The 20794-nt window shown below is 38.7% G+C and carries 17 protein-coding genes; 10 read left to right on the top strand and 7 right to left on the bottom strand.

Annotated features, from left to right (window positions below; all coding sequences use genetic code 11):
• Positions 1-9 precede the first annotated feature (9 nt).
• Positions 10-522 carry a GNAT family N-acetyltransferase gene (locus C9J31_RS17250; protein ID WP_107949903.1) on the top strand — a complete coding sequence of 171 codons (513 nt, stop codon included), beginning with the start codon at positions 10-12 and terminating at the stop codon, positions 520-522.
• 241 nt (positions 523-763) lie between these two features.
• Positions 764-1399: an ABC transporter ATP-binding protein gene (locus C9J31_RS17245; protein ID WP_244854825.1), complete on the top strand. Its 636-nt coding sequence runs from the start codon at positions 764-766 to the stop codon at positions 1397-1399.
• 135 nt (positions 1400-1534) lie between these two features.
• Here the strand turns inward: C9J31_RS17245 and C9J31_RS17240 are convergent, their stop codons facing one another.
• The gene (locus C9J31_RS17240; RefSeq protein ID WP_107949906.1) at positions 1535-2914 is read right to left on the bottom strand and encodes an FAD-binding oxidoreductase; all 1380 of its coding nucleotides are present in this window, start codon (positions 2912-2914) and stop codon (positions 1535-1537) included.
• A 78-nt stretch (positions 2915-2992) separates the two neighbouring features.
• Positions 2993-3202, bottom strand: coding sequence for a small acid-soluble spore protein SspI (gene sspI, locus C9J31_RS17235; RefSeq protein WP_010860143.1), 210 nt, complete (start codon positions 3200-3202; stop codon positions 2993-2995).
• Between the two features lie 234 nt (positions 3203-3436).
• On the opposite strand from sspI, the gene C9J31_RS17230 reads away from it, so the two are divergent.
• Positions 3437-3964: a sigma-70 family RNA polymerase sigma factor gene (locus C9J31_RS17230; RefSeq protein ID WP_107949908.1), complete on the top strand. Its 528-nt coding sequence runs from the start codon at positions 3437-3439 to the stop codon at positions 3962-3964.
• 207 nt (positions 3965-4171) lie between these two features.
• Positions 4172-6343, top strand: coding sequence for a bifunctional diguanylate cyclase/phosphodiesterase (locus C9J31_RS17225; protein WP_238602115.1), 2172 nt, complete (start codon positions 4172-4174; stop codon positions 6341-6343).
• Between the two features lie 92 nt (positions 6344-6435).
• On the opposite strand, the gene C9J31_RS17220 is transcribed toward C9J31_RS17225, so the two are convergent.
• The 3 genes from C9J31_RS17220 to C9J31_RS17210 form a co-directional block, all read right to left on the bottom strand.
• Positions 6436-6627, bottom strand: coding sequence for an H-type small acid-soluble spore protein (locus C9J31_RS17220; protein WP_054767271.1), 192 nt, complete (start codon positions 6625-6627; stop codon positions 6436-6438).
• A 12-nt stretch (positions 6628-6639) separates the two neighbouring features.
• On the bottom strand, positions 6640-6798 hold the full coding sequence (locus C9J31_RS17215; protein ID WP_107923430.1) for a YfhD family protein: 159 nt from the start codon (positions 6796-6798) through the stop codon (positions 6640-6642).
• 157 nt (positions 6799-6955) lie between these two features.
• Complete coding sequence (locus C9J31_RS17210) at positions 6956-8365, bottom strand: glycoside hydrolase family 18 protein (RefSeq protein ID WP_107949910.1); 1410 nt, start codon at positions 8363-8365, stop codon at positions 6956-6958.
• 191 nt (positions 8366-8556) lie between these two features.
• Here C9J31_RS17210 and C9J31_RS17205 point away from each other — a divergent pair, with 191 nt between their 5' ends.
• Positions 8557-9906: an FAD-binding oxidoreductase gene (locus C9J31_RS17205; RefSeq protein ID WP_107949912.1), complete on the top strand. Its 1350-nt coding sequence runs from the start codon at positions 8557-8559 to the stop codon at positions 9904-9906.
• A gap of 91 nt (positions 9907-9997) precedes the next feature.
• Here the strand turns inward: C9J31_RS17205 and C9J31_RS17200 are convergent, their stop codons facing one another.
• Both C9J31_RS17200 and C9J31_RS17195 read right to left on the bottom strand, forming a co-directional pair.
• Entirely contained in the window at positions 9998-12886 is a 2889-nt protein-coding gene (locus C9J31_RS17200; protein ID WP_107949914.1) for a DEAD/DEAH box helicase, read from the bottom strand.
• A gap of 34 nt (positions 12887-12920) precedes the next feature.
• Entirely contained in the window at positions 12921-13316 is a 396-nt protein-coding gene (locus C9J31_RS17195; protein ID WP_107949916.1) for a (deoxy)nucleoside triphosphate pyrophosphohydrolase, read from the bottom strand.
• 246 nt (positions 13317-13562) lie between these two features.
• On the opposite strand from C9J31_RS17195, the gene C9J31_RS17190 reads away from it, so the two are divergent.
• The 5 genes from C9J31_RS17190 (at position 13563) to pheT (ending at position 20676) form a co-directional block, all read left to right on the top strand.
• Positions 13563-14045 carry a PTS sugar transporter subunit IIA gene (locus C9J31_RS17190; protein WP_107949918.1) on the top strand — a complete coding sequence of 161 codons (483 nt, stop codon included), beginning with the start codon at positions 13563-13565 and terminating at the stop codon, positions 14043-14045.
• A gap of 271 nt (positions 14046-14316) precedes the next feature.
• Positions 14317-15753 carry an N-acetylglucosamine-specific PTS transporter subunit IIBC gene (gene nagE, locus C9J31_RS17185; RefSeq protein WP_107949920.1) on the top strand — a complete coding sequence of 479 codons (1437 nt, stop codon included), beginning with the start codon at positions 14317-14319 and terminating at the stop codon, positions 15751-15753.
• 132 nt (positions 15754-15885) lie between these two features.
• On the top strand, positions 15886-16650 hold the full coding sequence (locus tag C9J31_RS17180; protein WP_107949922.1) for a TrmH family RNA methyltransferase: 765 nt from the start codon (positions 15886-15888) through the stop codon (positions 16648-16650).
• A 558-nt stretch (positions 16651-17208) separates the two neighbouring features.
• Entirely contained in the window at positions 17209-18246 is a 1038-nt protein-coding gene (gene pheS, locus C9J31_RS17175) for a phenylalanine--tRNA ligase subunit alpha (RefSeq protein WP_107949924.1), read from the top strand.
• Positions 18247-18258: 12 nt separating this feature from the next.
• A complete protein-coding gene (gene pheT / locus C9J31_RS17170) occupies positions 18259-20676 on the top strand; it encodes a phenylalanine--tRNA ligase subunit beta (protein ID WP_107949926.1) in 2418 nt (805 codons plus the stop codon).
• Positions 20677-20794 lie beyond the last annotated feature (118 nt).

Genomic DNA, 20794 nt, shown 5'->3' with positions numbered 1-20794 from the left:
GCGTTGTGTATGGCAGTAGCTGAAATTGTTATTGAGCATTTGCGTGAAGAAGATTATGCACGGTACTTAGAGGTGCTAGTTGAAAGTTATGCACAGTATGAAAAAGAATATGATAAACCAGAGGATTGGGCGCAGTATTTAAGTGATATTCGTGCATCGGTCGGTAACCCTGAAGCCGTGACGATTTTAGTAGCAAAGCGAGGACATGAAATTTTAGGTGGATTGCAATTATTTACAAATTCGGAAAAGGCATATGGTCTTCCAGAACTAGGGATTGAGTCTACCATTGTACGCTTGTTAGGGGTGCATCCAAACGGTAGGGGGCAGGGCGTAGCCAAAAAATTATTGCATGAAAGTTTTGCCTTTGCACGTAGTCGTCAGGATCAGGCATTGTATTTACATTCCGGCGATATTATGCAGGCTGCCATTGACCTTTATTTATCCATGGGCTTTGTTCGTGATGTGTCAAAGGATTTTAATAAAGGCGATAAAATAGTGAAAAGTTTTCGTTATGATTTGTAGAAGAAGTTACCCGCTGATAGGGTCGGAGTCAGCGGGTTTTCTATGTGTAAAAAGTCAGCCGTTACAACAGAAGTCGCAAACAAACTAGATGTAAGCAAGTTATATGGTTCCATAGGCTAGGTAAGGGAAGAAGCCTTCAAAGAAGCGTTCTGTTGCTGGCATGAAGTAAGAACCAAAATGGAAGTCTGGATCGAGCGTTGTAATAAATTTGTGGCATGAAAATGGCGCAGGGAAAACAACGATGTTGAAATGTATTACAGGGCTTCTCGATTGGAAAAAGGGGCAGACATTGATTGATGGAAAACCACTTGCATCACTGAATCGCAAAGAGCTATGGAAGCGGGTTGGCTATGTGCCCCAAGCGCATAAAATGGTCTTTGGCTTTACAGTGGAGGAGCTTGTAGTAATGGGGCGAGCACCATTTATTAGTACACTGGCTCAGCCATCAGCGAAGGATATGGAAGCCGCTCATGTGGCACTTAAAACAATCGGTATTTTGCATCTTGCGAAGAAATCCTGTAATGAGGTTAGTGGTGGTGAACTCCAGCTAGCTTTGATTGCACGTACGCTTGTATCTAATCCGGAGGTATTGATTTTAGATGAGCCTGAATCACATTTGGATATTCAAAAGCAAATTGTGATTTTACAAACCATTAAGCATCTGTCTCAGGCGCGTGGTATTTCGTGCATCATTAATACACATTACCCGAACCATGCATTTTACCTTGCCGATCAAGTATTGATGACAGCGAAGGAGAAGGGCATAGTTTATGGAAATGTACAGGATGTGATGTCGGAATCTCGAATGAAGGAGTTTTTCGGCATTGAATTAAGAAAATTATTTACGAGGAAGAGGATTATCTCGTTGAAACAATGATACCTCGTGCACTTGGCACGGAGCGTGATTTTAGCAATTGTCGTTTTAATGATTTTCAATAAAAATACGGTCTCACCAAAGAGGTGGGGCCGTATTTTATAGAAGCATGGTATGCATGATGACCAAACAAAAATATTACATCGAAAAAATTTTACCTGGATTCATAATGTTGTATGGGTCAAGCGCAGCTTTGATGCTCTTCATGACTAATAAAGAAGCGCCGTGCTCCGTTGCCTGGTATTTCATTTTACCGATACCTACCCCGTGTTCACCGGTGCATGTGCCGCCGCGTAGCAATGCATATTGCACGATATGTTCGTTGAAACGGTCAGCTTTGGCTTGCTCTTCAGCATTACTTGGGTCTAACATCAACAGGGCATGGAAATTACCGTCACCGACATGCCCGACAATTCCACCTGCTAGCCCAACTTCATCTAGCTGTTCACGTGCATATAAAATTGTTTCAGCTAACTTAGAAATTGGGACACAAACATCGGTCGACATGAGTTTTTTCCCTGGATAAGCATGAATATAGGCATACGCCAGCGAATGACGTGCCTCCCAAAGTTTGTTACGTGCGGCATTGTCATGCTCGAATTCAACAGACATACAACCGAAATCTTCAAAAATTTCCGTTGCAAATTCTATATCGGCCTGCATACCCGCTTCATTTCCGTGGAATTCTAAAAACAATGTAGGTTTCTCATCATAAGATGTTTCGTTATAAATATTTGCTTGTGTAATAGAAGCCTCGTCAACAAGTTCGACACGTCCAACTGAGATGCCTGCTTGTAATAATGCAGCAACTGCACTGACAGCATCGCCGACTGTCGCAAATACTGCACGACCAGCAGTCACAAATTCCGGTATACCGTATACTTTCAAGGTCAGTTCAGTAAAGCATCCTAACGTGCCCTCAGAACCAACAAACAAACCATTCAAGTGATAACCTGAAGAAGATTTTGCTGCTAAACTACCTGTATGAATAACTGTTCCATCTGCAAGTACAACCTCTAAATCTCGTACTTGATCCCGCATTACACCATACTGTACAGCAGTCGTTCCACTGGCATTTGTTGCTGCCATACCGCCAAGAGTAGCATCGGCACCAGGGTCTACAGTAAATTGAAGCCCGTGTTTTTTCAATTCTTTGTTCAACTGTGCACGTGTCACACCAGGTTGTACCTTAACGAGTAAATCATCTGGTCGTATATCCAAAATGGCATTCATTTCTGATAAGTCGATGGAAATTCCCCTTGCAATCGGAATAGCATTTCCCTCTAAACTTGAGCCGACGCCAAATGGTACAACTGGTATACGTTCCGCATGTGCAATTTTCAAAATGGCACTGACATCCGCTGTGCAACGCGGAAAAACAACGATGTCGGGCATGCTCATTGCATGATGGGATTCATCTTTTCCATGTAGCTCTCGCACCGTATCATTCGTTGATACTTGCTCATCTAATAATACATCTCTTAGTTGATTTACTATTTGCTCTACAGCAACTGTCATTCCAATCCCTCCAAACTTTCAGATAAATCTAATTTATCACGCGTTTATTGGAAATGGAATGAACTGACTATAAAAAAATCAGTGTGCAAACACTTTTTCTAGCTTTTGTACGAATTCATCCTGTTCAGCCGTACTAGATTGTTGCCACCACTTCTCAAAAAATACACCGAGACCTGGTAGTAAATGTTCCTCACCACGTTCAATAGCATCTACAACAATATCTTTAATTTCTGTTGCTGATTGTCCATGTACGTTTGCTGTAATAGCATCTCTTATTTGAAAATTCATCTATTTCGCCTCCTTAGTAGTAATTTGTCCATCGGTTAAAGAAATATGTATAGAAATGTGAGCAAAACTTAAGTTTTTTGAAATTACACGTTGTATTTCTTGTATATATATAAACAGCTATTTCTATTTCGTTACGGTTTTTTTATCGTAAAGGCTGTTCGACGGTCGCATGATGAATGGCTACGATAGTGTTACCTAGGAATAACGGATTGTGCACAGTCGGCAGGATTAAAAATGACTAAACCACAAAAACAGCAAATCCTATCGCCCGAACTACCATTTGAAAAAGTTTTAGAATTAGTGCAGCCAATGATTACGTCTATTTTGTTGAAATGTCATATTTACAAAGATTTTGAGTATTATCGTCATATTGCCGCAATAGTGGTTTGGGAAGCTTGGAAAAAAGCAGACCCTGAAAAAGGGCTATTTTCTTCATATGTTTATACAACTGTGAAAGGAGAAATTATGAAGGAGTTGACAAGAGAAAAACAGTTCGAGCAGCATTTTACGGTTATGGATGACGAAACATTAAATGTATACCGAGAGAACCAACTAGAACACGAGGGAGCACCCGTTTTGTTAGAAAGTATAATGCCTCACTTAAACATGGAGGAAAGTAAACTGTTAGTGCTTTTTTACTTGGAAGGATATAGCTATGCTGAAATAGCAAATGAACTACAGTTGACCGTTGTGGCAGTCAAAAAAAGACGAGTAAGACTGATGATAAAACTTCGTCACCTTCTAACACTTACAGAAGTATGAATCAAAAGTATGCCAATATCTAAAATAATTGAATATTGGCATACTTTTCGTAATTGCATACAAATTCCAAAAAAAATGCTATGATTTGTAAGAAGTCAAAGAAATATACAATTTTAAAAGCTTTATTTCCTGTTAATAGATGAAATTACCTAGTTATTTTGAGTGATACATACTGGTATTAGGATTCAAATGTATGGAGGGTTAGTGTTGGAGAAAAGGAGTTATCATCAAAAGATAGAAAAGATAGAGGTTTGGTATATAGCATTACCATTGCTACTGTTAATACCTCTCATAGTGTATGGTAATCAGCTCTATGGGGTTTATAAGGAAGAAAGTTACATATATTTAAATTTAATTATGCAAATACTTATTGTTGTTTTTACTATGGCAATTGCGATTCATTCTTGGCTAGTATTTTCCCACTTATTTGCGAGTCGAACATTATACATAGGAAGCTTATTTTTTGTCATTGCGCTATTAGAAATGTCAAATATTGTTATATTTAGTGCGAATGCTTTACAAACGTCCTATATCAACGTATGGCTGCATCTGGTCATGCGATTGTGTTTAGCAATCGGCGTATTGTTTATTATTTTAAAACCTAAAAAACAATTAACAATGCATTATCGAGTATATACATATGGTTTTTCTTTTTTATTTGTTATGTTTACACTTTTAATGTTATCTAGCCCCCCAATGAGTATACAGCCGTTTATTGAAGACGGTGATTGGGTAATTATTGCACTCGATAAAGTGCACCTAATAGCGGCGATTCTGCAAGGTGTGACTATATATATTTTAAGTAAGCATTATAAAAAAACACCTAAACGCGTAATGTGGCTAATGAGTGCAGCACTTTATTTAATTATTAGTGATATTTTCTTTGTTATTGGCAAAGATCCAAATGAAATTTGGAATTTTTTAGCACTTATTTACCAATTTTATGCGTATTATTTAATTTTAAAAGCTATTTACTATACATCGGTTGAAAAGCCTTATCAACAGCTGTTAAAAATTAAGCAGGACCTTGAACATTCGCAACAGGAACTACGATTTCAAGCCTATCATGATGATATAACTCAACTACCAAATGAACGCTTGTTGCTGAAAACGTTGAAGGAAGATTTGCATGCCGATAAAGCACAAAAAGCAGTAATCGCAATTGAAATTGATCGCTTGGCAACGATTAGCGCATCTATCGGAATTAGTTATTCCAATAAAATGATGAAGCTCGTTTCGGAGAGAATTCAAGCTATTTTACCTCCGCATTACTTTGCGACAAAACTACGTGAGGGTCAATTTGTAGTTTATATTGATGATGTTCAGACACAAGAAGAGCTATTGCAATTTTGTTTTAACTTAAAAAATGCTATGAAAAAGCCATTACAAGTAGAGTTATTCTCCCTAAACGGTAATTTAAATATTGGGATTGCTCTTCACGAAACTAGTTACTCAGGAGAAGAATTATTGATGCATGCGCAGTTAGCTATGCGGGAGGCAAGCCAAATCCCCCAAAGATTTCTTTTTTACAAACCTTTTATGTCTAGCGGTATGGCAGATCGTATTATCATGGAGCAAGAGTTACATAAAGCACTAGCCCATCAAGAGTTTTATTTAGAATATCAACCACAAGTCAATTTAAAAACAGGTAACATTGAATCTTTAGAAGCACTTGTACGCTGGCACCACCCAACACGTGGCTTTGTACCTCCGGATATGTTTATTCCGATTGCAGAGGAATCAGGGCTTATTATTCCTCTTGGTAAGTGGATATTAGAAACAGCGTGTTGCCAAGCAAAGGCATGGGAAGCACAAGGTTTGCCGCAAATGAAGGTAGCAGTCAATTTATCGCTCGGACAGTTATTCCAGCAGGACTTGGTGCAAATGGTGAAAGGTATTTTACAACAAACTAAGCTAGAACCACATTATTTACAACTAGAAATTACAGAAAGTATGACGATGAATATCGATCAAATGACACAATTGCTTCATGAACTAAAAGCGCTTGGTATTCAAATTGCAGTCGATGATTTTGGTACGGGATATTCTTCGTTGTCATACCTAAAAGATTTTCCAATCGATTGTTTGAAAATCGATCGTGCCTTTGTGCGTAATATTCAGCATAATCCCAACGATGAAGCACTTGTTTCCATGATTATTTCAATGGCTAAGCATTTACGCCTTAAGGTAGTTGCCGAGGGCATTGAAGAAGTGGCTCAGCTAGCATTCCTCATGGATGGCGGATGTGATTATATCCAGGGTTATTTATTTAGTAAACCAATTGCAGCTGAGCAGCTTACTGAAACTTTTCAAGAACTACATAGTCATGCGGAAGAGATTTTAGGCCAGTTTAAATATGTTGAGGAATATATGATTTGAAACTTTAAAAGTTTGTTTTACAATAATTCCCTTAAATCTATACCAAAACAAGCACGCAAAATATAATAATTTTTGCGTGCTTGATTGTTTTATTAATGTACGAGGTATTCTTCTTTTAACTCTGAAATATCTACTTCGGATCGTTCTTCTAACGAGCGTCGTAAATGCACAGTTGCTGTTTTGCCATCATCGTGAAGCTTGTCAATCCATACAGAAACGTTATTGTAGGTTACTTCATATTCTGATGGAGAGGCGACTATCTCTTGCGCACGTTGATATTCCAATCGAAGCCCCCCTTATTTTTTTTGCTTATTTTTTGTCACGGCATTAATAAGCTCTGTAAACTCTTGCGAAAACTCTTCTTTTACTTTGTTTGGCGCAATTTTTTGGTTTTTAGGCGTCTGAGGTAGTGAACCTTTGTTGTTACTTTGCCCTTGCTTATTGTCTCTTCCCATGTTGGATTCTCCTTTCAATGTGATATTTCTTAATATGGCATTGAAACGGATTTTTTATCATGGGGAAATATTGGACAAGAAAAGTTAAGAGCAAGTTACAAATATATTTTAAGTTCAAGACCAATAATAAAAATGGCTGTTATATATTTAGCATCATTTATCGTTTTATAATTGAAAAATCGTTATTTAATAATACCCAGTTCTGTGGGAATGGGAAACCTAATGCCCAATAGCTGATACCACGCAGATTGTATTGTTTAACCATATCGAACTTTGCTTGAGCACTTCTAGCATCCTCAAACCATACTTCATGATTTCTACCTTGTTCATCGACATAACGGAAATAAGGAGACTGTGCTGTCCTATCATATTGAATGGTTGCGCCATATTTGACTGCTCTACTGATTGCTTCTTGTGGGCTAAATGTCTCAGCTTCTTGCCCTTGAACATGTGGCAGAAGCCAATCTCGTGCATAAATTTGAAAGCCTAAAAATATTTTTTTAGCTGGCATAACTGACAAGGCATATTCCACAACTTTTCTCATTTCGTTAATGGGGGAGATAGCTTGTGGAGGTCCAAGTCGATAGCCCCATTCATAGGTCATCAACACCACAAAATCTGCAATTCTCCCGTGTGCCTCATAATCATGTGCTTCATATAATGGCCCAGTTTGGCTGGCGCTTGTTTTTGGTGCAAGAGCAGTCGACACTAAATAACCTTTCGGGTGTAGACGATCAACAGCTAATTGTAGAAATTGATTGTAATTCTCTCGATCTACAGGTAGGACGTTTTCAAAATCAACATTTAACACTTTATAGCCTTTATCTTGCATCACTTGTAGTACCTCATTTATCACTTTTGCTCGTAATTCTGCACTAGATAAAATAACATGCGCTAAGTTGGACCCTGCCTCTGTTGACGAGAAGTTTGTAATAGTGAGCATAGGTAAGATGCTTTGTGAAATAGCTGCATCTATCATTGCTTTATCATTTATTGGCTGTAATGATCCGTCTTCCTTAATCATATAAGCAAACGGGCTAAAATAAGTAAGAAGATGGCCAATGGCATTAAGTGAATCAACAGCTTCTTCACTCGGTTGATACGTATAAGCGTTGACTTCAATCAATGGTTTCTTTCTTGGAATAGTTAAGCTCATCCCCACATAAATGATATTGGGATTCGTAATGTCATTTTCTAAAGCTATAGCTTGAACGGTCGTACCATAACGATTGGCAATCTGTGATAAGGACTCCCCTGGCTGTACAATATGCATAATGGGTGGAATCACTAGTTTTGTTCCTGGCGTTAAAGTATCTGGATTTGTTAAGTGATTCTCTAAGATAATCGATTGAATGGACACGTCATATTGTTGGGCAATCGTCCCTAAATTTTCGCCACTTTTGACGATGTGCATTGTATAAGGCGAAGGAATAACGAGTGATTGTCCGACCACTAATTGATTTGGATTCGGCAACGCGTTTAATTGGACAATCGTATTGATGGGGACAGCGTAGCGGTTGGCAATTTGCCAAAGTGTTTCACCGGCGCTCACCACATGTATAATCATCCGGACACCTCCTAAGTGATTTCATTATTGCATCTTATGTACAAAGCCATAAAATGAGTATTTATCTGATTTGTACTAAGGAGATTATCTTAAATTTTTCTAGATATTAATTGTGAAATTTATATTTCTTTCTCCATGCTATGCATAGGATAGTACATGCACATGGCATGATTTGAGAAAGGAGTTGGATGTTGAAAAAAGTAAAACTCACAGGAAGAATTGTTACCCCAAGTGATCCGGATTATGAACAGGCAAGAATTAATAATAACTTAAGTATTGCAAAATTTCCGAGTAAAATTGTATTTTGCCAAAATGCGAAAGATGTAGTAAATGCCTTGAGGTGGGTAAGGGAAAAAAATGAACCCTTTCGAATAAGGAGCGGTCGGCATAGCTATGAAAATTATTCTCTAGTGAATGAAGGCGTAGTAATTGATGTAAGTGATATGAACAACATATCTATCAATGTGGCCGACATGACCGCAAGAATTGAAGCAGGGGCAGATTTAGGAAAAGTATATCGTGAATTGTGGGAATCTGGTATGACCATCCCAGCAGGAACCGAAAGCAGTGTCGGAGTTGTGGGCTTAACTCTCGGTGGGGGAATTGGTATGCTCTCAAGACAGTTTGGGCTTACTTGTGATAATTTATTGGAAATTGAAATGGTCGGTGCAAGTGGCCATCTAGGAGCAGAACTTTTAAAAGCCAACAACCACTTGAATAGTGATTTATTTTGGGCTAGCTGTGGGGGAGGTGGCGGGAATTTTGGCATTGTCACGGCACTTACATTTAAGCTCCATGCCATTTCAGATGTGTCTATTTTCTCAATTACGTGGGGCTGGGAGGACTTTGAGGTCGCCTTTGATGCTTGGCAAAAGTGGGCTCCTTATACAGACGAACGCTTAACCTCACAGCTTGAGCTCAAATCAAAGGAAGTGGGTGAAATTGTTACGCAGGGAGAGTTTGTCGGTTCAGCACATGAATTAAAAAAACTTCTTCGACCATTAAGGAAGACCGGCTCACCGACAAGTGTATGGATAAAGGAAGTCCCTTACATCAAAGCGGTACGATTTTTTGATGTCCCAAGTGGCAATGTACCTGCTCTTCGCAAAAGGTCTGGTTCGTTTATTGAGAAGCCATTTCCCCATGCTGCTATTCGAAGAATGAAAGCATTTTTAGCTAACGCACCAAATAGAAATGCTGAAATTTGGCAGCAATCGCTGCGAGGCGCTGTCAGTCAGGTTGCACCAAATCGTAGTGCCTATTTTTATAGGAACGCCCTCATTGCCCAAGAGTACCTCACTACATGGGAAAAGCCACAAGAAGAGAACCAAAACATTCAATGGATAGAGGACTTGAGACGTGCATTATCGCCTTATACTGCTGGTGATTACGTAAATTTCCCTGATCACTATATAAAAGATTGGCCTAGCGCTTATTATGGACGTAATTTCAGACGCCTTAGAGAAGTAAAGACGAAATATGATCCATCCAATGTCTTTGCATTTCCTCAAAGTATCCCACCTGTTAGGAAATGGATTTGAAGGTGCCAGGCACCCACACAATTTGCTACAATTATTAAACGGAAAAAAAGATGACATTAAGAAAAAATTCTTAAATGTCATCTTTTTTTAGTTATTCTTCTACTAAATAATGATAGATATCGTGTTGCACTGGGTTTTCTAGTAACATGTTCATAGTAGCTACAGAGTATGACTTCCCTTTATCAATTAGCTCAGCATTTTGAGCACTATTAGAATCAACAATTACTTTACCTAGGTAATAAAAATCTTTACCCTCACCATTATGCTTTTTTACAAACAAATGAACAGCTATATTTAAAGCATGTGAATTTACAATTGGTGCAATGTCTTTAGCTGTGATGCTTCGATTCTTTGTAGAACACCATTTGAAAATTTCTGCTGATAAAAACTCATCCATGTATTTAACTTCAGAATCATCATCTTGAGCTTTATGATAATTTACTAAGATAGGACAAGAATTCATCTTGATTCGACCACCATTAAGTGTACCTTCTTCATTGCGATCCCAATTCAGCAGTCTACAGATATCTTTTCGAGAATACTTTTTATAGAGTGTAAACGGTTGAGTAATATTATATTGTTTATTCTTCTCATAGGCGCATGAAAGAATATCAGCAAGCATGGATTTGTATTGTGATTTCTGAAGGCTAGCTTCCAGCTCGTTGTTAAAATAATATGTGTCATTTTGCAACATGATGATAGGTATTGAACCATATTTCTCTCGCGCGGTAGTGACAAAGAAATCTAAAGTTAAATAGTTCTCAACAGAAATAAGTGTTTCATCATCTGAATATGTACCAGATTGTTCTAGTAAACGGATATAATCCATTTTTGAAACTGCGCCAGTTTTTAATAATTGATTGAGTAAAATGATTTCGTGAATTCTTTTTCCATTCATAAGCTCTAATGAAAACATTGTTAAAATAGCAAGCTCATAGCATGACAAGACAGGTACAGTTTCTTTCATTTTAGCTAAAAAGGCGTGGTAGTTTGGACTATTTTCAAAAATAACTTCGGGATCTAATGAGTTATATTTTATAAAATCAAGGAGCGTAGGGACCTTACCGAGACGATATTTTAGATCTGTGTATTTTGAGCGTAAAAATCTTACTGACGATAAATTTAACTTTTTTTCATCAATAGCTGCAAAAATCCGCTTCTTAGCAATTTCCTCAAAATTTATTGTGGAGACCCCTTGAATGTAATTTGTATTTACTGTTTTGCGCCGTATATTATCTTTGTTCATAGTTTGGTCACCAGATAATGTGATTGGAATTAAGTAATTGTTTTTATAATTACCAATAAAATCAATTACAGTGACATACTCTTTAGAATCATGTTTACGTAATCCTCGTCCAAGCTGTTGAATAAAGATAATGCTAGATTGCGTTTGACGGAGCATAATGATTTGATTTAAATAAGGGATATCAATTCCTTCATTAAAAATATCTACTGTTAAAATGTATTCAAGCTCAGATCGCTCTAATTTTTTAATGGCCGCCTCTCGTTCTGCTTGTGAGTGGTCACCTGTAAGAGCCATTGTTTTTAAACCACGGAGATTTAATGCAGTTGATAATGCATGTGTTTCTTCTTTTGAACGACAGAATATTAATCCTCGTACTTTTTCGCCTGAATAGCCATAGTAATTGATTTTTTCGATAATATGTTTAATCCGTTCATCAGAAACAAGGAACTGAAGTTTTGAAGTATCATCAATGAGTTCACCATCTTTTTCGTATTCAGTAACACCGAAATAATGGAAGGGACAAAGCATATCTTCTTCAAGAGCTGCTTGAAGGCGAATTTCATAGGCAATGTTATAATCAAATAGCTCGTAGGTATTGTAATTATCTGTACGTTCAGGAGTTGCCGTCATACCAAGAAGAAATTCTGGTTCAAAATAATTGAGAATGGCCTGGTAAGTATTTGCTCCTGCACGATGCGCCTCATCTATTAAAATATAGTCGAATTCATTCTTTTTAAATTGTAGTAAATAGCGCTGTGAAGATATAGTTTGAACGGTTGCAAATAAATACTTAGCATCTGTGTCTTTTGAGTTACCCGAAAGAATGCCGAAATCGTTTTCTGGACCACCTAGTATTTTTTGATAATCTTGCAGTGCTTTCTTTAAGATTTGCTCTCGATGTACAACAAAGAGCATTTTTTTCGGTGCAAAATTTCGTACATCAAATGCAGATAAATATGTCTTACCAGTTCCAGTTGCTGAAATAATGAGGCCTTTCTTCGCACCAGATGCTCTGAGGTTTTTTATTTGTTCAAGAGCTGCTGTTTGCATTTTATTTGGCTGGACAGCAAGACTATCTGCTAGAGCGTTTGTTAAATATTGTACGTTAATATCCAAAGCATTTGCAGTAATCTGTTTAATGAATGGTTGTAGGACATAACTTTGTTTGTAATTTGTAATCCATTCTTTCGTTAATGGAATTGCTTCATACCAATCATCTTCAAATTGCCTTTTAAAATGATTGATAACTTCACCATTTTCTAATGATGTTAAAAACATATTCCATTCATAATTTGCTTTTAGTGCGCTATCAGTTAAATTTGAGCTTCCTACTATTAACGAATAGTAATCTTGATGTTCGAATATATATCCCTTGGAATGAAAGCCTTTAATGCCAGTCAATCGAACCTCAACATTCTCAAGCTTCAATAATTCTATAAACATCTTCGGTTGATTAAAGTTTAAAAATGTCGAGGTTAAAATTCGACCTTTTATGCCCTTAAGTTTGAGGTCATAAAGCATTGTTTTTAAGGTAGCTAGTCCGCCTTCTGTAATAAAGGCGACAGAAAAAGTAAAAGTTTTGCATGTTTTTAATTCTTGTAGTAGTGTAGATAAAACATTTTCGTGTGTTTTATTTGTTAATAGTTTTGGCTTAAATTGCGTAGGTACAGCTCTATCTTGATCAATAAAACCTTTATAAAAAGATTGTTCAATTTTGTGAATTAGTTGCTCCATATGCTTCACACCATTTCATCCAAATTCATAACCATTATTTTTCATTCATAATTTTTTCAACTGCAGGTATATCAGCAGGAGCGAAGTTAAGTTCAAAAAGTTCTTTACGAGGAACCCATCTAGTTTCAGCGTGTTCGATCGCAACGGGTATGCCTTTTAATAATCGAGCTTTATACGTTTCTAAGCGAACAATAAACTTTTCATATTCGTATGTAGTATCTTCTACTTTTTCTCCAACTTTTATAGAGCAATTAAATTCTTCTGTGATCTCTCTGGTTAATGCTTGTTCAGGCGTTTCTCCTACTTCAATTTTACCTCCAGGAAATTCCCAATAATTTGCTAATGTCATATCGGGACTTCTTAAAGCACAAAAAATCTCCTGCCTCTCATTCTCAATAATTGCGCCAACTACATGTACATTTTTTTTCATAAATTTTCACCCTATAATATTATTTATATAATAATCATAGCCGATTTAATGGAAATGAACAGCAAATTTTAGCAGATTGTTTGAACGTTAAGAAATGTTTATAAATAAAGGTCAAGTAACTGTTGTTATGACTAAATATTTTAAGATATCCCCTTATCAGTTCTGCTTTATCCCACAACACAATATAGTGAAATATACGTTTTTTTGATTCCTTTTAATAAGATACAACTAAGGGAGGTCATGTGGATGCTCTCAAAATTATTTGGTAAACGGAAGTTGCTTATTTATGCACCGATGCATGGAGAGATTGTGTCGCTTGATCAAGTACCTGATCCCGTTTTTAGCGAAAAAATGTTGGGAGAAGGGCTAGCAATCGTACCTATTGATGGGCATGTTTATGCACCGATTGACGGTACAGTCATATTTGTTGCTGAGACGAAACATGCAATAGGGATTCGCGCAAAGGATGGTACAGAGCTTCTTATTCACATTGGTTTGGAAACAGTTTCTTTAAATGGGCAAGGCTTTACGGTTTTGGTGAAAGAAGAGGATCGGATATCAATGGGTCAAATACTAATTAAGGTAGATTGGCACTTTGTCCGAGAAAATGCCAAGAGCATTATAACGCCAATACTCATCACTAACAGCAAAGAGCGACAAATTCAATATCAAGGATCAAAGGAAGGTATTGTGGGAGAAACATTGTTAATGATTGTTATTGCAAAGTAAAGCAAAAGGAGGTGTCAATTCTCAACGAAATGGTGACTGTGTAAGTGCGTACATTTCATACTTTTACGATAACACACTAAAGTGTCTTCCCCTCGAGTTTGTTTTCCATGGAGGAAGAAATCTTTCACTTCGGTCTCCGTCACAAATGAATGTCTAGTGCCTCAATAGCAACAAGAATTAGTGTCTTTGTAAGGTGCTTGAGAGAAAAGCAGACACTTAATGGCATTTTGTGGGTCTTCACCTCATTATGATGGAAAGGGGATCGTTGTGTATGAAGAGATATCTACAAAGATTAGGACGCTCTTTGATGTTACCGGTTGCTGTGCTACCAGCTGCTGCCATTTTAATGGGAATTGGTTATTGGATTGACCCTACTGGATGGGGATCAGGGAATGTGCTTGCAGCGTTTTTGATAAAAGCAGGTGCTTCGATTATTGACCATATTCCGATTTTGTTTGCGGTTGGAGTTGCATTTGGGATGGCGAAGGAAAAAGATGGTTCTGCGGCGATTAGTGGTTTGGTGGCATTTCTAGTAGTAACAACGATGCTTTCAACTGATACGGTTGCCCTTCTGCAATCAGTTGATCCTGCAACTGTTGATATCGCCTTTAACAAAATTGATAATGCGTTTATTGGTATTCTATCAGGTTTGATTGCAGCAGCGATGTTTAACCGTTTTAGTCATGTTAAGTTACCAGATTTCTTAGCATTTTTTAGTGGTAAACGACTTGTACCGATTGTATCAGCAGTGATTATGCTCTTTGTTTCAGCATTATTATTTTATATTTGGCCGATTGTTTTTGGAGCATTAGTATCATTTGGTGAAGGTATCAGTGGTTTAGGTGCGGCAGGTGCTGGTTTATATGGCTTCTTCAATCGCTTATTGATTCCAACGGGCTTACACCACGCATTGAATACTGTTTTTTGGTTTGACACAATTGGTATAAATGATATCGGGAAGTTCTGGGACGGTTCTGGTGTCAAAGGGATAACAGGTATGTATCAGGCTGGTTTCTTTCCAATTATGATGTTTGGTTTACCAGCTGCTGGTTTAGCAATGTACCATACAGCGAAAACCACAAGAAAAAAACAAGTAGCATCTTTAGTGATGGCCGCAGGTTTTACTTCGTTCTTTACAGGCGTGACAGAACCGCTTGAATTTTCGTTCATGTTCCTAGCACCAGTTCTTTATTTTTTGCATGCTGTGTTAACAGGGTTATCTATGTTTATAGCGGCTACTTTCCAGTGGACAGCAGGCTTTGGATTTAGTGCCGGCTTTATCGACTATGTCTTAACCCTCCGCCTTCCACTCGCAAATTTACCACTAATGCTTGTGTTACAGGGACTCGTCTTTGCTATAATTTATTACTATGTATTCAAGTTTTTAATATTAAAATTTGACATAAAAACACTTGGTCGAGAAGAAGATGAAGATGAATTATCAACAACAGCATCATTAGACTCGTCGTTTTCAAAATTAGCGGCAGAAATTTATGCTAGCTTAGGTGGTACTGCTAACGTTAGTTCGATAGAGCATTGTGCTACGCGTTTACGAGTTGAGGTCGCACATATGGAGAAGGTTGATCAAAAGCGCATAAAAAATACAGGGGTCTATGGCATAAATATTGTGGGACCAAATAGTATTCAAGTAATTGTTGGTGCAAATGTACAATTTGTTGCGGATGAACTAGAGAAATTACGAAAATAATGAAGGAATGTCAGCTGTTTAACGAGAAGATTCAATAATCGTTAAACAGCTTTTTCTCCCTGACTATGAAATTCCTCATTTTCTAAGGTATAATAATGAGCAGTAAATAGGAAAAAGGCGGTACGAGGAACGATGAAGAGAATTGAGTCTACGCAAAATGCGTTAGTGAAATATTGGAAGAAGTTAGCGACGACACGTAAAGAACGAGAGCGTTCTGGTGAGTTTTTAGTGGAAGGTTTCCATTTGGTGGAGGAAGCTTTGAAAAATAACGAACAAGTGTTACAGTTAATTGTGCGTGAGGGTGTCGATTTGCCGATGCTCTGGCCGATTGATAATGTAGCTATGGTGGAAGTGACGGCAGCTGTGGCCAAGGAGTTTGCAGAAACAGAAACATCTCAGGGTGTATTTGCGGTTTGTAAACAGCCAGCTGTAGAAGAAGAGATGATGGCTACATGGCGCAAGGTACTGCTGATTGACGCTGTGCAGGATCCAGGTAATATTGGAACAATGATTCGTACAGCAGATGCGGCAGGAGTGGAAGCAGTTATACTTGGCAAGGGTTGTGCTGATTTATATAACCCCAAAACGTTGCGTTCTGCGCAAGGCTCACATTTCCATGTTCCTGTTGTGCGTGGTGATTTAGAGGATTGGATTGATAGGCTACAGGATAATGGTGTGCCCGTATTTGGAACAGCATTGGATGAAGATGCTGTCCTGTACAGTGAAATTCAACATAACGGTGCATTTGCGATTATGATGGGTAATGAAGGCAGTGGTATTCACCCACAGCTGTTAGCAATGACAGATCAAAATATTATCATTCCAATCTTTGGACAAGCCGAATCATTAAACGTAGCTGTTGCCACAGGGATTGTTCTGTACGGATTTGTGAAGTAGTTGCTTTGGCACTGTGACTATCGCTGATAAAAGCACAACAAATATCGCAGATAAAAAGCAATAATCGCAGGTCGACCCACGACTATCGCCGCTAAAAGAGCGTTTATCGCCGGTAAACCATCGGGAACAGCCCGCAAATCAGCAAAAAACGCCGCTAGACCTGATAAGATAGCTGAAAACGGGCACTTGACCCTTGAAATGCGACTGCATATTATTGTATAATCACTTTTAAATGTAATCATGTATACAAAAATGCTTTGACCGGGAAGTAGTAAAGAGTGTGAATGGACGACAGGGAGTGTGGGCCGGAGATTGAGAGCCAGCACCGTACCAATGCAGTTTTGAATTCAGCCCGTTAGCAGCTACCGGGACCAGCGAAATGCTGTAAAGGTATGCCGGCTTCAATCGAGTCGTTATGGCAATGAAGTGATTGTGCGGAATTTACGTGCAATAACTAGGGTGGTACCGCGAATATGTCCTCGTCCCTTTTTTAGGGGCGAGGTTTTTTTGTGTCATTAGCGCAAGCGGGCATTTACATGAACAAGGAGGATTTAACACATGGAAGAGCAACTAAAGCAGTTAGAGCAAGAAGCACTGGCGAAAATTGAAGCGGCAGCAACTTTAAAAGAATTAAATGATGTGCGTGTAGCCTATTTAGGGAAAAAGGGACCAATCACAGATTTACTAAAAGGCATGGGTAAATTATCAGCAGAGGAACGTCCAAAAATGGGGGCCTTAGTCAACACTGTTCGTGAAAATGTTACAGTTGTGCTTGAAGCAAAAGTGACAGTTTTGGAAGAAGCAGCGATTGCTGAAAAATTAGCAAGTGAGTCGATTGATGTCACATTACCGGGTCGTGCAATTAAAGTCGGCAACCGTCATCCATTAACACGTGTGATCGAAGAAATTGAAGATTTATTCATCGGCATGGGCTACGAAATTGCAGAGGGGCCTGAAGTTGAGAAGGATTACTATAATTTCGAGGCATTGAATTTACCAAAAGGACACCCCGCTCGTGATATGCAGGATTCGTTCTATATTTCCGAGGAAATATTATTACGTACGCATACGTCACCTGTTCAGGCTCGTACAATGGAAGCCAAAAAAGGTGAGTCGATTCGTATTATTTGTCCAGGGAAAGTATTCCGTCGAGATAACGATGACGCTACACACTCTCACCAATTCATGCAAATTGAAGGTTTAGTAATTGGCGAAAATATTCGCATGAGTGACCTTAAAGGTACATTAGATACTTTAGCAAAAAAAATGTTCGGTGCAGACCGCGAGATTCGACTACGTCCAAGTTTCTTCCCATTTACAGAACCATCTGTTGAAATGGATATTTCTTGCTTCAAGTGCGGTGGGTCAGGCTGTAACGTATGTAAAGGTACTGGTTGGATTGAAATTTTAGGTGCAGGTATGGTGCATCCAAATGTACTTGAAATGGCTGGCTATGATCCGAAGAAAGTTTCTGGTTTTGCATTCGGTATCGGTGCAGAACGAATCGCAATGCTAAAATACGGAGTCGACGATATTCGTCATTTCTATACAAGTGACACACGTTTCTTATCACAATTCGAGCGAACAGAGGCGTAAGGAGGACTAAAAATGTTAGTATCATTAGAATGGTTAAAAGATTATGTAAGCACACAGGATTTAGTGCCTGAAGAGTTGGCAGAAAAAATTACGCGCTCTGGGATTGAGGTAGACGCAGTAATCGACCGTGCGAACGGAATGGATAAGGTCGTTGTCGGCCATGTTGTATCAAAAGAAAAACATCCTGAAGCAGACAAATTAAATATTTGCCAAGTAGACGTAGGGGAAGCAGAGCCACAACAAATTATTTGTGGTGCGCCAAACGTTGATACTGGTCAAAAAGTGATCGTTGCTCGCCCAGGTGCACATTTACCAGGTGGTATTAAAATTAAAAAAGCTAAACTTCGTGGTCACGAATCGAACGGTATGATTTGTTCATTACAAGAGCTGGGTGTTGAAGGCAAGCTCGTACCAAAAGCTTATGCAGAGGGCATTTATGTGTTACCAGCTGACGCAGAGGTGGGTGCTGATGCACTTTCACTTTTAGGTCTACGTGACACAGTGTTAGAACTTGGTTTAACACCAAACCGCTCGGATGCACTTTCAATGTTAGGTGTAGCATATGAAGTCGGAGCAATTCTTTCAGAGGAAGTAAAATATCCAGAAATCGCCTACAACACATCATCTGAAAAAGCTCAGGACGTGTTAAAACTTCGCGTAGAAGATTTACAAGCGAATCCAATGTACGTGGCAAAAGTCGTGAAAAACGTAAAAATCGCAGAATCACCAATGTGGTTACAACACCGTTTAATGGCTGCCGGCGTACGTCCACACAACAATGTAGTTGATGTGACGAACTATGTTTTAATGGAGTATGGCCAACCGCTACATGCATTTGACTACGACAGTCTTGCAACAGGTGAAATTGTCGTGCGTAAAGCGACAGAAGGTGAAAAAATCACAACTTTAGATGAGCAGGAGCGTACATTAAAAGCGACTGATTTAGTAATTACAAATGGCAAAGAACCTGTAGCTATTGCCGGTGTAATGGGTGGCGCAAACTCTGAAGTAACAGAAACGACAACAACAGTTGTTATTGAATCTGCTTACTTCGATGGTTTAACAGTACGTCAAACTTCTCGTAACTTAGGACTTCGCTCAGATGCATCAGCTCGCTTTGAAAAAGGTGTTGATCAAAACCGCGTTGTACCTGCAGCTGAACGCGCTGCGGCATTACTTGCTGAATTAGCTGGTGGTGAAGTGCTTGAAGGCACATGCATTGTGGACGAATTAGATAAAACATCAGCACGTGTCGTTGTTTCACCAGATTTTATCAATGAGCGTCTAGGGATGAAAATCTCATTAGAAGATATGTTGTCAATTTTAGAGCGTTTAAAATTTGGCGTAGAGGCGGCGAATGGATTATTAATTATTGATGCGCCGACACGTCGTCAGGATATTAAAATCGAAGAGGATATTGTGGAAGAAATCGCACGTCTTTACGGCTACGATGAAATTCCAATGACTTTACTAGAAGGGGCAAACCAAGTAGGCAGCCTAACTCCTTACCAAGCAAACCGCCGCGTTGTACGTAACTATATGGAAGGTGCGGGACTTTACCAAGCAGTAACGTATTCATTAACATCAGAAGCCTTATCACAACGCTTTGCTTTGAAAGCAGCATCGGTAACGCGTTTATTAATGCCAATGAGTGAAGAACGTTCAACGCTTCGTCAAAGCTTAATTCCACATTTAATTGAGGCTGCCGCATATAATGTCGCGCGTAAGGCGGACAGTGTGGCGTTATACGAAGTGGGTTCTGTATTCCTTGGTCAATCAGCAGAAGGTCAACCTTTTGAGGAAGAGCATGTTGCAGCTGTTCTTACGGGTAAATGGTTAGACCATGCTTGGCAAGGAGAGAAAAAAGAAGTAGATTTCTTCGTGTTAAAAGGAATTATTGAAGGTGTTGTGAATAAGCTAGGTCTTGGCAATCGTATTTCCTTTGTCAAAGCACAAGTAGATGGTCTACACCCTGGCCGTACAGCAAGCATTCTATTAGACGGCGAGCAAGTCGGTATTATTGGTGGTTTACACCCTGCTGAGCAAAAAACTTGGGGTGTGAAAGATACGTACGTAATGGAAATGAACCTAGTGGCCTTACTTGATGCTACTGCAAACGAAGCACCACTTGGCTATCAACCAGTACCGCGCTTCCCAGCTATGTCCCGTGATATTGCATTGGTGATGGACAGTGCAACTGCTGCAGGAGAAGTTGTTGCTGTTATTCATTCAGCTGGCGTGAAACTGTTAAAAGACATTCGAGTATTCGATGTGTACGAAGGGGAGAAAATGGAAGCTGGCAAAAAATCGGTTGCTTTCTCATTAACATACTTCGATCCAGAACGTACGCTAACAGATGATGAGGTAGTCGCAGCACACAATAAAGTACTAAAAGCTATCGCTACAATTGAAGGTACAGAAGTCCGTTAATAGAAAATTATAAGTCAAAGGCTGTCTCAGAATCATTGAGGCAGCCTTTTTATTTGTTTAAATGAATCCATATCAGAATTCACATCCATATCAATAAAGGCGAATATTATTAAAGTAA

This window comes from Lysinibacillus parviboronicapiens (assembly GCF_003049605.2).
Taxonomy (GTDB): Bacteria; Bacillota; Bacilli; order Bacillales_A; family Planococcaceae; genus Lysinibacillus; species Lysinibacillus parviboronicapiens.
This window is presented reverse-complemented; position numbering and strand designations above follow the sequence as displayed.